Origin of the sequence: Fulvivirga ulvae (assembly GCF_021389975.1) — a bacterium.
In the GTDB taxonomy this organism is placed as follows: Bacteria; Bacteroidota; Bacteroidia; order Cytophagales; family Cyclobacteriaceae; genus Fulvivirga; species Fulvivirga ulvae.
Map to the genome: position 1 here is coordinate 2,600,487 of NZ_CP089981.1, position 14,485 is coordinate 2,614,971.

Annotated in this window: 12 protein-coding genes; 2 read left to right on the forward strand and 10 right to left on the reverse strand. The window is 34.4% G+C overall.

Annotation, left to right across the window (positions count from 1 at the left end; genetic code table 11):
* Nucleotides 1–951 precede the first annotated feature (951 nt).
* The 10 genes from LVD17_RS10795 to LVD17_RS10840 form a co-directional block, all read right to left on the reverse strand.
* Nucleotides 952–1,821 carry a glycosyltransferase family 2 protein gene (locus LVD17_RS10795; RefSeq protein ID WP_233766688.1) on the reverse strand — a complete coding sequence of 290 codons (870 nt, stop codon included), beginning with the start codon at nt 1,819–1,821 and terminating at the stop codon, nt 952–954.
* Nucleotides 1,821–3,125, reverse strand: coding sequence for a glycosyltransferase family protein (locus LVD17_RS10800; RefSeq protein WP_233766689.1), 1,305 nt, complete (start codon nt 3,123–3,125; stop codon nt 1,821–1,823). The genes LVD17_RS10795 and LVD17_RS10800 overlap by 1 nt, the downstream gene beginning before the upstream one ends.
* Nucleotides 3,125–4,558 (reverse strand): hypothetical protein, encoded by a 1,434-nt coding sequence (locus LVD17_RS10805; protein ID WP_233766690.1) that lies wholly within the window; start codon nt 4,556–4,558, stop codon nt 3,125–3,127. Before LVD17_RS10805 ends, LVD17_RS10800 begins: the two co-directional genes overlap by 1 nt.
* The gene (locus LVD17_RS10810) at nt 4,555–5,790 is read right to left on the reverse strand and encodes a sialidase family protein (protein WP_233766692.1); all 1,236 of its coding nucleotides are present in this window, start codon (nt 5,788–5,790) and stop codon (nt 4,555–4,557) included. The genes LVD17_RS10805 and LVD17_RS10810 overlap by 4 nt, the downstream gene beginning before the upstream one ends.
* Nucleotides 5,791–5,974: 184 nt before the next feature.
* Nucleotides 5,975–7,510: an aldolase catalytic domain-containing protein gene (locus LVD17_RS10815; protein ID WP_233766694.1), complete on the reverse strand. Its 1,536-nt coding sequence runs from the start codon at nt 7,508–7,510 to the stop codon at nt 5,975–5,977.
* Nucleotides 7,511–7,621: 111 nt separating this feature from the next.
* Entirely contained in the window at nt 7,622–8,641 is a 1,020-nt protein-coding gene (gene rfbB, locus LVD17_RS10820) for a dTDP-glucose 4,6-dehydratase (RefSeq protein WP_233766696.1), read from the reverse strand.
* Nucleotides 8,638–9,510 carry a glucose-1-phosphate thymidylyltransferase RfbA gene (gene rfbA / locus LVD17_RS10825; protein WP_233766698.1) on the reverse strand — a complete coding sequence of 291 codons (873 nt, stop codon included), beginning with the start codon at nt 9,508–9,510 and terminating at the stop codon, nt 8,638–8,640. The genes rfbB and rfbA overlap by 4 nt, the downstream gene beginning before the upstream one ends.
* A gap of 12 nt (nt 9,511–9,522) precedes the next feature.
* Nucleotides 9,523–10,560, reverse strand: coding sequence for a UDP-glucose 4-epimerase GalE (gene galE, locus LVD17_RS10830; protein WP_233766700.1), 1,038 nt, complete (start codon nt 10,558–10,560; stop codon nt 9,523–9,525).
* Entirely contained in the window at nt 10,560–11,807 is a 1,248-nt protein-coding gene (locus LVD17_RS10835; protein WP_233766701.1) for a nucleotide sugar dehydrogenase, read from the reverse strand. Before LVD17_RS10835 ends, galE begins: the two co-directional genes overlap by 1 nt.
* Complete coding sequence (locus LVD17_RS10840; protein ID WP_305039606.1) at nt 11,808–12,830, reverse strand: NAD-dependent epimerase; 1,023 nt, start codon at nt 12,828–12,830, stop codon at nt 11,808–11,810. It lies immediately after the preceding gene.
* Between the two features lie 154 nt (nt 12,831–12,984).
* Between LVD17_RS10840 and LVD17_RS10845 the strand changes: the two genes are divergently transcribed.
* Both LVD17_RS10845 and LVD17_RS10850 read left to right on the forward strand, forming a co-directional pair.
* Nucleotides 12,985–13,821, forward strand: a complete 837-nt coding sequence (locus LVD17_RS10845) for a GNVR domain-containing protein (RefSeq protein WP_233766703.1) — start codon at nt 12,985–12,987, stop codon at nt 13,819–13,821.
* On the forward strand, nt 13,818–14,480 hold the full coding sequence (locus LVD17_RS10850; protein WP_233766704.1) for a heme exporter protein CcmB: 663 nt from the start codon (nt 13,818–13,820) through the stop codon (nt 14,478–14,480). Before LVD17_RS10845 ends, LVD17_RS10850 begins: the two co-directional genes overlap by 4 nt.
* The last annotated feature ends 5 nt before the right edge of the window (nt 14,481–14,485 follow it).

Below are 14,485 nucleotides of genomic sequence, written 5' to 3' on the forward strand. Positions count from 1 at the left end.
ATGAATACATAATACTAAAAAAATCATTATGAAACCAAATTGGTATTCCTAACCTATTCAAGTTTGCCTCAAGTGACAGATGAAAAGACTTACCAAATAAAATCTCTAGAAAGGAAAAATCGATAATTTCTTTATACCATGATGTCCAAATGAGAATTCGTGACAACCCAGTGATGTTATTGGTTAATGAGTAAAAGAAAGAGACATATTGAAACAGAACGGAACCTGAAGTTACTTCCAAGAATAAGTCTATATTTAATATAAATAAAATAAACAAGAGGGCTGTAACAATGAAATGTAAAATATACTTCGGTTTGAAGTAATAAAGGATCACAGCAATCATAAAAGCGACCAGGATAGTTCTTGCCCCTATGTATACACATAAACTAAGGCTTAATATAGAACTAATGAAGTATCTATTTATTTTTCGATTACTGCATTGTAAAAAATACACAAACAAAAAACCAAATATATATGATGCTGTTTGAGGTATTCTGAAAAGACCATTATTGTAGCTACGCAGGTATTCAATTTCTTCACGAGAAACACTTGCGTTAATTGTAGAGACTAGTTCTCCGGCATTTATTCCCAGAATGCTTGGTGCCAATAGAATCAAGGATATAAGGAAAAGAGGGATGGAGTGTTTAGGATTCAGCGATTTGAGATTCCTACTGTATAAGGATAGAAAGGCTATATAAACGATAATGTTTAATACTTCTAAATTGCTTACATAGAATCCGTATATAGCCAGAGCCTTTAAGAAAGTACATGCGAAATAAATTATTATTACATAAACAAAAAATATATTTTTTGACGTAGTAGTAATAATGAAAGATAATATTCCTAATGTTGGAAATAATATAGGAACATGTGTGAAGTAATTAATTAAACAATCAAAAAATAATGCTATTAAAACAACGTAATAATTGGCTTTAGTTAAGCTTATTTTCATTACCATATTTTAAATTTCCTAAACACTTTATCAGGTCTAAAAATTGAGGAAATTACTAAATAGTAAATAGCTTTTACCTTATTGTCTTCAAAAAGGTATTTTCTATAAAACTTCATGTGAAAATACATAATGAAGATTTTTATTTTTGGAGTGCTTTTATTAAATATTTCCTTTCTTAGATCATAAGTCTTTTTTATTGTACTATATGGTAAACTATTTGAGACGCTATTTGAATGTATTCTAACCCCTGTAAGGCATTCCTTAAAATTAAAAAAAATGTGTCCATCTCTCAATATTCTGCTGAAAATATCATAATCTTCTGCTGGTACATTTTTTTGTCTGTATTGATATAATTTAATTATGTCAGATTTGATCATTACGGTGCCGTGCAGTAACCCGTGTTCGCCTTTTAAGTACCTATCATGAATAATTTGAGTGTTGACCGGGAAATTTGATTTGAAAAGTTGATTTTTAATTGAGTGTTTGAAATAAAATGCGTTACTCCCAATTGCGGTTATAGAGGGATGGTTTGTAAGGTAAAAATATTGCTTTTCAATTCTCTGCGGATGCATGCAGTCATCTGGGTCTATCCTTGCTACATATTTCCCTGTTGCTTTTTCTAGCCCTATATTAAGAGCCTTTGCAAAGCCTTGATTATTTTCTAATTTTATAACAGTTATTATGTCATAAGACATAGAATATTTGGAAAGAATGTCTAAAGAGTTATCTGTTGACTTATCGTCAACAATAATAATTTCTTTTGGCAAATACGTTGATTCTAATATGCTGTTTAAAAAAACCTCAAGGTATGGCGCATTATTATAGTTCGCAGATACAATAGAGACATCTAAGTTTTTATTTAGTAGCATCAACCATTGATTTTGTTTAATAAATACTTCATGTAGGAGCGCAAAATTCTCCCTTTGATTTTAAGTGACAAGCGGTTGTCAGTTATTGGCTGATGAATGTAGTTACTCTTTAATATTTCGGCTATCCTAGTCGAGGGTTTTTTTTCTTCTGTTATACCAATATGACGTGCTAGATAATTTTTATGAAAAGTTTTATTTATGGTAGAACCATAATTGTTTATGGATAATGCCTGTATGGCATATGTGAGTTCCCTTTTATTACTTGCTGAGATAATATTAAGCCCATCTGGCTCAAAATCGTAATTCATTTGCTCACCATGGGGATTGTAATATATTACGGGGCGGCCTATTGCAATTGCTTCATGAATTAGAGAGCTAAATCTGGAAATTAGAATGGAACTCTCTTGTAACGTCTTATGTACTATTGCAGCACCCGATTTAACACAGTTGTACTTACTCATATCGCCCAAGTCTCTTGGATGTTGAGATATTATATACTCTACTTTATTAACATTCATTACGTCTATAATATCACTCACCCAACTTTCTCTGACTTCCTCAAAAATACCATAAGTAAAGTTAACGTTAATCATTACACGATTAGTAGATGGCCGTGGTATACATTCAATTACTTCGTATCTTGGATTTCCTCCAATAAAATTTACATCGCGTACCACTGATTTTAAAGAAACAATACCTTGAAAAATTGGATAATCGCACCATTCCATTCTTCTTAAATAGTCATTAAAATCTATTATAGACTCTTGAAGGCAATAAGTTGGTAGGTTTTGTTTTTTGAAATGATAAATTAAAAGTCTCTCGACTGGTCCCCAATCATTTGAGACTACCAATTGTTCTTTTAAGTCTTCTTTAGAAGGGAAAAACTTAAAATTTTGATACTTAATGTGCAGATTATTAAGTGCTGTTGATGCATTCTCAAACTTTAACATTGAATTAAGTACATTGTAATTCTTGGGGTTTAACTCTTTCAGTATATTCTTGAATAAATAAACATGAGTATCGTTTGAAATGAAAAAGTTTGTTGAAGTATCCCTAGAAGGAATGTTTGTTTTTGATTTTACAGGTATTAAGTTAAAGCCGGTTATTGTATTGGGGTACTCTTTTTTTATGGAATTCAAGATACTTTCTTCAACAAAAATTTCATTCTCAACGTTAATGTAATGGTTAAATTTTGTCAGAAGTCCTTCCCCTGAATCAAATTTAATGGCAACTAAATTCTTGTTATTTTTTTTGAGCTCATAAAATGAAGCGAGGTCGTTTTCGAAGAAATAGATTTTATACATCACATAAACCAAATATAGATTCCAAAAATAAAAAGAACTAAAGCAGGAGGAATAGCTACTTTTTTTTCAAAGGTAAAAAAGTTTAACTCAAATGATTTTAAGGAGTAATGCGCTGAATACCAACTATAAAATGCTAAGTTACTAACAATTTGAGCTACTGGAAAAACAAATACCCCTAATTCATTAAAAGCAATTATTACAAATCCTATATATATCAATCCTGATATCCCATTTGCCTTATGCCAAATAATATGGTTTGTAGTGCTGTACAATTGAATATGCATAGCCCCATATCTTTCTAAAAAAACACCAATTCCCATAGTTATCCACAAGCATCTACTTACAAAGGGAGATTGACTATTTATTAGGCCAATAAAAAAATCAGATGTTAGAGCTATTATTATTATACTAATTACAAGTATCCAATATGATAATATCATTCCTTTAGAAGCGACGGTTAATTGCTCTTTAAATTCATTTCTTGCTCTTAAAATAGCTAACAATGGTAACTTGCTATAATATGGTACTCGTGAGAAGTCAGATAATATCGTTATGATCCTAAGAGCTAACAAATAAGATGCTACTTCCTGCGAGTTTTCAAATTGTGCGTAATAGATTCCTGAGAATTGTACAATTCCATAGCTCATAATAATACCAATGGCACTTCGCCAAGAACTTGGCCAAATTTGATGGAAAATATTCCAATTGAACTGACTAATATGGTTGACTTTATTACGAAGTTGGTGTTTTCGGCATAGTAGTGAGTTCCGTATGACTATGATAATTAGCCAAAATTGATTATTTATTACTAACATCAGAAGACCTCCATTAGCCAATATGATTAGGCAGCCTCCTAGCACGGAACAGATGTTGGTTATGATGTCCCATCTTTTGATAAGAGCGATATTATTTGTACCCATAAGGTACGTCGTATATAAGATCCCATAAATGTAAATTGGCGCGGACACTAAAATTATACCCCAAGATATCCAGGCGGCTTCTTTGATGTCAAGATCATTTATTGGTTTTATTAATGACCAAGTCCCCAATACAGTGATAAGAATAAATGAAAGTAATGCTAAGCATAGATATATTCTTTTCATTGAACCATACAGCTTTGAAACAAGGTCGATGTTTGGCATAGATGCTTGTTGGGGACTTACTTTTATTGTCCTTAAATCCTTGATCTCTGAGGCTCCACCCATTGCAAATGATATCGCCCTACTAAAGGATTGAGTAAAACCTATATCGGCAAGTTGAAGAATGCTGAATATTGTCAAAAATAGAAACCAAATGCTGGTTTGTTGGGAGGAAAAGGAGGAAAGAATTAGAGGCAGGAGGACAATAATATTTATAGCTCGAGCTAGAAAACTGCCCCATGTCATTGCAATGGCTGAATTTATTAGCCTGAGGAAAAGCTTATTTAAATTCATCTAGCGTTATCTATAATACTACAGGAGATCCCGTTTTTATTACCTGTAATTATGTCTTTCTCATTAAATCTGCAGAGAATGATTTCTTTGGCGTACGATCTGCTTCGATCATAGATTGCATACAAATTTCCATTCTCACCCTCAGCTACATCTGGGTATGAGACTCCCATTCTCTCATCTATTATTAGTGACTCCCAACTTTTCATTTTGTCTCTTGACAAATAAACAGTTAACTTTTCTCTTACCAAACTATTATTTTGAACAAATAGAAAATTTCCAGAACGGAGTTTTTTAATATGTGACCGAGAATTTGTGGTGGGCTGTAAATCTATAGAAGAGAGCGGTGACCAGTTGTATCCATTATCAAAAGAAGTTGATGAGAATGTTCCTTTTTTTGTTCTGAGGATGGCGTGAATAACATTTTTATCTATTTCAACTAGTTGCGGTTCATCAACTTCTTTGATAGCTTTTGGGACTTTAATTATACTCTCAAGGTGAAATTTATTAAAATCTGTGGTGCTTACTACATTCACTCCGGCCTTATGTTGTATTTCCGGATGAGGGGGTTTAAAATGATGAACCCCAGGGTAAATATCTCCCCAAATGGAAACAGGAAGCAGTATTCTTTCGTCAAGTAATTGAATTGGCTTGTTTATCATTACACCATCATATATCCTCCTCGGAGTTGACCAATGGTCTTCCTCAGACTTTAACCCTGGAGATCTTATATACCAAACACCACCTCTACCATCCCAAAATTCATATGACTGAGTCCAAAAGATATACAAATGCTGATCTTTTTCTGAATACCAAATCGTTGGGTCAAAAGCTCTAACACCTGGTTCAGGCTCAATTATAATTGCATTTTTCTGCCATGTTAGACCGTCATCCTTACTCATTGAGACAGTAACATAATTGTCCGTTCCTTCATTTACATCACCACTATACCATACTGCCCATAGTACACCCTCTTTTGTTCTTTCAATGCTAGGTATGCCTTGCCAAAGACGGTTTGTATATCTTAAATAGTTTTGAGAACTATCATTGATGTTGAAATATATTGATGGGGGGTGTAAAGCAATAGTATCATTAGGATCATGAAGTACTCTATCTAGCTCATCCGTACAGGATATGGAGAATAAATAAACTATACATATAAACAATAGATTGTACCTTTCTAACATTAAAACTTTTAAGGATAATAATGTGGTATTACTTATTAAGGCTTTCATTAGTATAACCTTTATGCTTCTTTTGTATTAGTAGTTTCTAGAGTATTTTAATGTTGACACTTCTACATGCTAAAATTTATTTTTATTGCATGCAAGAGCAATTAACTCTTTAGTAAACTCTCGGGATGTTATAATATAATGGATCAACACTTCTCAATTGTTTATTTAAGCAAACTATAGATGTTTATTTAAGCAAACTATAGATTGAAACAACCTTAATATTTTTATATCTTGTTGGTGTCCATGATGTCAGTTTAATAAGTTTATTTGCGGAGTCGATAATATATTGGTTCTCTTGAGTTAGTTCAAATTGAGTTGTATCTATTGTATCAGAATACCCGTCAAAACCGACTAAGTTTATATATTGGCACCCCAATTCAATAGCAGTTTGTAATGCAATAGCTAGAGGGCTGTCTTTATATTTTTCTACAATATTAATTTCATTTAATTCATAGGCATCATCGGATATAAAGGGCGGTAAATAAGTGCCCATTTGTCTAGGTGAAGGTGGGTATACAAACTTGTAATCATTTGATAACAAGATAGACTTATACTTAGTCAATTTGTATGCTTCATTACCAGGTAAACAGAAGTACTGTTCAGTTTCTATTGTATTGTAGGCGGTAATATTCCGGGTACTAGAATGGATAATTGTCAGGTTATGGTTTTCATGAACCAGCTCTTTGATAGCGTTAAAATGAGAAGATGCAGAGGTTCCTCCTCCAATAATGATGGCTTGATCTTGTTTAATATTTTTTAATGGTTGAAGTTTTGTTGTGTCATTAGATTTATTTATTCTGTTGTTTAGTGCATTAATAATATTGCTAGTTGAATACCTCTTCTTGCTTATCCATGACATAACATCTTTTTGGGGAAGAGAATAAGCTCCAGAAATCATGTACGGCAAATTAGTTCCCCATTCATACTCTTTTTGTAAATACTCAAAATTTGAAACCAGATCACTAAGACCATTGTCTTGAGCATTAATTAATCCCTTGGATGCAAGATATGTAATGAGAAGTTCAGTCTTCAAGTTACCAGCACCCCTGCCCATACCTGTTATGGTACAATCAATAATTTTACACCCACACTCAATAGCAGTTAAACTATTTATCAAGGCCATTTCAAGATTATTATGTCCATGAAACCCAAGAGAGGTATTTGTTTTTTCTTGTACGATTTTTGTGATTTCTTTTATTTCATCAGGTAATATTCCTCCATAAGAATCAACCATATAGAAGAAGCTGACTAATCCATTTATACTTGGAATCTTGTCAAGGAAAGCTGGATTGTTTTTCCATTCGGACATGTACATGACATTAAATGCCACATCAAATCCCATGTTTTTGATTTGTTTTGCCAAACTTACTGCGCGATCAAAATTAGCAGGGTCAATAGCCATTCTAACCAAGTCTATTATTCCTTTGCATGGAGTTAGGAGATAATCTAAATCCTCAGAAGTGGTATCTTTTTCATTAAGAATGATTGCTAATTTCTTCTTAGGACACAATTCTTTAATTCTTTTTAATAAATATTCAGGACAATAGAAATACTCACCAAAATAGAATGCCATAGGTGTACTTCTATATCCTACTTCTATATAGTCAATGGGTAGAGTATTAAGGACTGTGAAGTAATTTTCGCTGAGGTCTTGTGGGAAATTCCAGTTTGTATAATATCCACCGTCCCTGAGTGTGCAATCTAAAATTTCTATACTCATAATATAAATTGTATCAGTTTATGTTTAGTTAGCCGGAGTTTAGGATGTAAAGACAAAATTAATCACTTGCTTGTACAGTAGAATTTTGGAATAAATATTCTGTTAACATTTTTAATAATTATAATATTTGTGTAGAAACCATTCAACAGTTATTTCAATACCTGTGACAAAATTCTCATCTGCTTTCCAACCTAGTTCAGTTTCTATTTTAGAGGCATCAATAGCATATCGTCTGTCATGGCCAGCACGATCTTTTACATAAGTAATCTGCGATTTATACGATAGCCCATCTTTTCTTGGGCTCTTTTTATCAAGTATTTCACAAATTGTATTAGCTACTTCATTATTATTTCTCTCATTTCTTCCTCCAATATTATATGTCTCTCCTGATTTGCCTTTGTGAAAGACAAGATCAATGCCTTTGCAGTGATCCAGTACATACAACCAATCTCTTATATTTTTCCCGTCGCCGTATATAGGGATGTTTTCACCATTCAGGGCTTTTTGAATAATTACAGGTATTAACTTTTCATCGTGCTGTTTAGGACCGTAGTTGTTGGAGCAGTTAGTTGTAACAACATTTAGGCCATAGGTATGGAAATAACTCCTTACCAGCATGTCACTGGAAGCCTTTGAGGCAGAGTATGGACTGTTTGGAGCATACGGCGTAGTTTCTTTGAAAAAACCTGTCTCTCCAAGAGTGCCATAAACTTCATCGGTGGAAATATGATGAAAGCGTGCTTCCTTGAATTCATTCTTTTTCTCGAAAGGGGCATTCATCCAGAATTTACGAGCAACATCAATTAAGGTAAATGTGCCATTGATATTTGTGTTGATGAATGCTTCAGGTCCCTCAATGGAGTTGTCTACATGCGATTCAGCTGCAAAATGGATAACTCCCTGAAAGTTGTACTGCTTAAAAAGTTCTTCAATTAAACTCCTGTCACAAATATCTCCCTGAACAAATGTATATCTATCGTCAGATTTTACTTCCTCTAAATTTACAAGGTCACCAGCATAAGTTAGTTTATCCAGGTTGATTAGATTGTACTCAGAATATTTATTTAGAAAATATGGAACGAAATTGGATCCAATGAATCCGGCACCGCCGGTTATTAATATATTTTTCATACTTTATCTTCAGCTATTTTTGTCAAATATTGTCCATATTGGTTTTTTAATAACGGCTGAGCGAGATCTATTAGCTGTGCTTTACTAATGTAGCCCTTCCTGAATGCAATTTCTTCCAGGCAAGCTATTTTAAGCCCTTGCCTTTCCTCAATTGACTCTACAAAGTTAGAAGCTTGAAGTAAGCTTTGATGTGTTCCGGTATCAAGCCAGGCCATACCTCTACCCAATAATTCAACTCTAAGACTGCCTTCTTTGAGGTACATATTATTCAAATCAGTTATTTCCAGTTCACCACGTGATGATGGTTTGATTTGCTTAGCTTTTTCTGCAACCGTGTTGTCATAGAAATATAATCCGGTTACAGCGTAGTTTGACTTTGGATTTTGGGGTTTTTCCACAAGGGATACCACTTGGTTGTCCTCGGTGAACTCTACAACTCCATACCTTTCCGGATCCTTAACATAATAACCGAATACAGTAGCCCCGTCCTGCATTTGAGCTGCTTGTATCAATGTTTTGGAGAAATTATAACCATAGAAAATATTATCTCCCAGTATTAGGCAGCAAGAGTCATTTTCAATAAAATCTTCACCAATAATAAAAGCCTGAGCCAGACCGTCTGGAGAAGGCTGCACAGCATATTGTATGTCTAAACCCAACTGAGAGCCATCAGATAACAGGTTCTTAAAATCTTCTGAGTCTTCAGGGGTTGTTATGATTAGTATTTCCTTTATATTGGCAAGCATTAAAACAGACAAAGGATAATATATCATAGGTTTATCATATATGGGCAACATTTGTTTTGAAATGGTTTTGGTAAGGGGATAAAGCCTTGTGCCAGAGCCACCTGCGAGTATTATTCCTTTCACAATATTTGGTATTTAATGGGTTTCTATACTTGATATGTTTTTTTGCCAGTTCCAGGCATCTATTAGTGATTGTTCCAGAGAAAGTTCGGTTTTCCAGTTTAATTCATGTTGAGCTTTTGTAACATCCGCAAAAACCTTCTCAACGTCACCATCCCTTCTTTTTCCAATGACAAAGTTCAATTTTTGCTTAGTTGCTTTTTCAAAAACTTTCACCACTTCCATTACAGAGTGCCCAGTTCCTGTGCCGATATTATAAACTTCTTTTTGCTGTATATTGTTACCTATGACCATTTTAGTTAAGGCAGCAATGTGGGCTTTACTCAGGTCAACTACATGTATATAGTCCCTGATACAAGTGCCGTCTGTTGTATTATAATCATCTCCGAAAATAGTGAGGTGATTTCTCATGCCCGCGGCAGTTTGTGTAATATACGGAACAAGGTTATTAGGCGCGCCTATAGGCAGTTCACCTATTAAGCCAGATGGGTGAGCTCCAATAGGATTAAAGTATCTTAGAGAAATGAACTTGAAGTGACTTTTAGCTTTACAAAAGTCCGAGATAATGTCCTCACAAATTTGCTTAGTACGGCCATACGGTGATTCAGCAGGCTTTATTGGAGACTCTTCAGTTACAGGTAAAATATCAGGCTGTCCGTATACAGTACAGGATGATGAAAATACAAGGTTATTAACCGATTCATGCTCCATCACTTTAAGCAGGTTAATAGTAGATACGAGATTGTTCTCATAATACTTAATAGGGTTGGACGAAGATTCCCCCACTGCCTTATAAGCCGCAAAATGAATAACTCCTTGAATCCCACTATGCTTGGAAAATACAGATTTTAAAAAGCTTAGATCGTTACAATTTCCCTCCTCTAAATGAATTTCTGCTTTTGTGAGCTCTTCAAGCCTGTCTATTACAAATTTTTCAGAATTTGAAAAGTTATCAACAATTACCGGCGTATAGCCGGCATTAATAAGTTCGACACATGTATGGGAACCTATATAACCGGCTCCTCCGGTAACAATGATTTTTCCTTTTTCCATTATAGTCGCGCCGTTATATTTTCTTTGCTAAAAAAACCTTTTATGTCATAAATGGCAGTAGCCTCGTTTGAAATGTTCTTAAGGTTTATAGCTTTAAATGTTTTATGCCCAACAGCAAGTACTATAGCATTGTAAATTATATTCGGTTCTGATATTAAGGTAAGTCCATACTCATGCTTTACTTCCTCTATGTCAGCCTGGGGGTCGTATACATGAACATTTGCACCAAAGCCTTCCAATTCACGGATTACATCAATTACCCTGCTATTTCTGATGTCAGGACAATCCTCTTTGAATGTAACGCCTAATACAAGTATATTGCTATTGTTTATAGGGTTATTTTTCTTAGTCATTAATTTAATGACTTTACTGGCAACATATATACCCATATTGTCATTAATTCTTCTACCGGATAGAATTACCTGTGGATGATAACCCAAACTCTCAGCTTTATAAGTCAGGTAGTATGGGTCTACACCTATACAATGTCCTCCAACCAACCCTGGTTTGAATGGGAGAAAGTTCCATTTTGTCCCCGCAGCTTCAAGCACCTCATGGGTGTCAATATTCATTTTGTCAAAAATCATTGCTAATTCGTTCACAAAAGCAATGTTGAGATCTCTCTGAGAATTTTCTATAACCTTTGCAGCTTCAGCGACTTTGATTGATGAAGCCATATGGGTGCCGGCAGTAATAATTGTGCCGTATAATTGATCTATTTTTTCTGCAATTTCAGGAGTACTTCCGCTTGTTACTTTTTTTATAGAGCTTAATCTATGCTCCTTGTCGCCTGGATTTATTCTTTCTGGTGAATATCCACAATAAAAATCACTGTTGTATTTAAGACCACTAACTTTTTCAAGAATGGGTACGCAAACTTCTTCAGTGCAACCAGGAAACACGGTTGACTCATATATAACTATGTTGTCCTTAGACAAAACTTTGCCGACTGTTTCACTTGCTTTTTTTAGCGGTGTTAAGTCAGGGGTTTTAAATTGGTCAATTGGCGTAGGTACAGTTACTATATAAATATCAACTGATTCAAGTTCTGCAACATTTGAGGTATAGCTTAATCGGGTTGCTTGAGATAATTCTTCTTTACCTACTTCTAGTGTTTTGTCTTCACCATTTAAAAGTTCATTTATGCGTTTCTTGTTAATGTCAAATCCAACTACATCAAGTACCTTTCCAAATTCAACCGCCAATGGAAGGCCAACGTAACCGAGCCCTATAATTCCTAATTTCATTTATTTATAATTTTTGATCTTATAATAGTCTAAATACCAAGTTATAAACTGTTGAATCCCTGTTTTAATAGCGGTATTAGGTTTAAACCCTACACTCTTTGTCAATGCATCAACATCTGCATATGTTGAAGGCACATCACCTGGTTGTATAGGCATCATGTTTTTAATAGCAGTTTTTCCTAATGCGTCTTCAATGGCATTAATGAATTCCATTAGCTCGACAGGTTGATTATTGCCAATGTTATGGATTTTATAAGGAGCAAAGCTATCAGATGGATTAGGCTTATTTCCATCCCAATCAGGGTTGCCGGAGGGGATAGTTGGTATTAGCCTTACAATCCCTTCAACTATATCATCAACATAGGTAAAATCCCTTAACATTTTGCCATGATTATATACATCAATAGGTTTGCCTTCAATTATGGCTTTGGTAAATAAAAAAAGAGCCATATCAGGACGCCCGTATGGGCCGTAAACAGTAAAGAAACGAAGTCCGGTTGTTGGTAGGTTGTAGAGATGGGAATAGGTGTGTGCCATCAATTCATCAGACTTCTTTGTGGCTGCATATAATGATAGAGGATGGTCTACATTATGTTCGACAGAGAAAGGCATTTTCGTATTAGCCCCGTAGACAGAGCTTGATGATGCATAAACTAAATGCTTAACATCACTATGTCTACAACCTTCCAGAATGTTGAGGAAACCGTCAATGTTGCTTTTTATATATGCCCTTGGGTTTGTTAAGGAGTAACGAACGCCAGCCTGGGCAGCCAGGTTTATCACATAAGAGAAGTTGCCTGTCTTAAAAAGCTTTTCTATGCCTTCTTGATCTACAAGATCTAATTTTTGGAAATTGAAATTCTCTTCTTTTTTCAGAATACTAAGCCTTGATTTTTTCAGGTTAACATCATAGTAGTCATTGAGGTTATCTATGCCGGTGACTTTATACCCTTTATTACATAAAACTTTGCAAAGATGAAAGCCAATAAAACCAGCTGCCCCTGTAACCAGTATTGAATCCATATATATATGTAAATTTTTACTCTAAAACCTAAATAACTTAACCTATGCTCAACAAAACGAGGTCAATTTTGGCACAAATGTAATAATTATATAGAGCATTAGAACTCTTTAGTTTATTTTAATAAACTTGCAATTAAATTAGATAAAAACAGATATGTCGGAAAAAGGAACTGATGAGATTGACCTAACAGAACTACTCGTTAAGCTAAAAAATATTTTTCTGAGAAATAAGATTACTATTGCCTTGCTAACAATAGTAGGGCTTTTGCTTGGGTTATTGTATTACAATCTCAAACCAGCTGTTTATCAGAGTGAAATAGTAGTTAGGGCTACTGTTTTGAACGAGTCTTTACTGAAGGTAATCAATGAGAACCTTACTCAACTTATTAAGGAAAATAATTATAAAGGTTTAGCTCAAAAACTTAACCTTTCAACCAAGGTTGCGGAGTATATTCAGAGTGTGGAAATTGAGCCTACGGATGAAAACGCAGATAAAAAACTAGAATATGCTTTCTACGTGATTAAAGTTGAGTCTTTTTCAAATGATCATTGGTCTGAACTGGAAGAAGGAATGTTGCACTATCTTTCCCATAATACCTATGTTAAAAAAAGGATAGATTTAAAAAGTGAGCAGTACGCAGGTTTTATTGCCAAATTGGATGAGGAAATTAACCAGATTGATAGTCTGAAAAGAGGACTTTATCAATCCGAAAATTTTAACAAAGACAATGTTGTGTTGATGAACCCCGGGGAAGTATACACCGCGCTTTTAGAACTTATTAAACAAAAACAACAGTTAGAAGAAGAACTGGAATTTAACCAGGCAGTAGAAATAGTCGAAGATTTTGATGCCTATCAACGTCCAGTGAGCCCAAGACCTGTCTTCTCAGTTGCAGTAGGGGGCTTAATCGGTTTTTTAATAAGTCTGTTTATCGCCTTTGGCAGAGAATTTAATAGCTATTTAAAACAATACGAAAGGACCCATTCTTGAATGGAGTAATAAATTTTATAAAAAAAGAAGTACTCCTGGAGTGGCGTCAGCGCTATGCCATTAATGGTATTCTATTATACTTAGTGAGTACCATTTTTATCTGTTATCTGAGTTTTAATGTCAAAGCCAATCAACTCAATCCGGTTACGTGGAATGCATTGTTTTGGATAATTCTGTTGTTTACAGCCATTAATGCTGTAGCCAAAAGCTTTATTCAGGAAAAAGAGGGAAAGTTCTTATACTACTATTGGCTTATTAAACCACAAACGCTCATCATTGCCAGAATATGCTATAATGCTATTTTAATGCTAGTTTTAGCTATGCTTGGATTTGCAATGTACGCTGTTGTGCTTGGCAATCCAATCCAGGACCCTCTACTTTTTGTAGTAAACTTGCTTATGGGTGCAATTTCCTTTTCTTCGGCGTTAACAATGATCTCTGCAATAGCATCAAAAGCTAATAATAATCAGACGCTAATGGCCATTCTGGGCTTCCCTGTAATTTTGCCGATGTTACTTATGGTTATAAAAATATCAAAAAATGCCCTTGATGGTATCGAAAGAAGTGCAAGCTTTGATGAAATGCTAACTCTGCTGGCAATTAATCTAATAGTCGGGGCGGTTTCTTATCTCTTATTCCCGTATCTTTGGCGCAGCTAATTTTT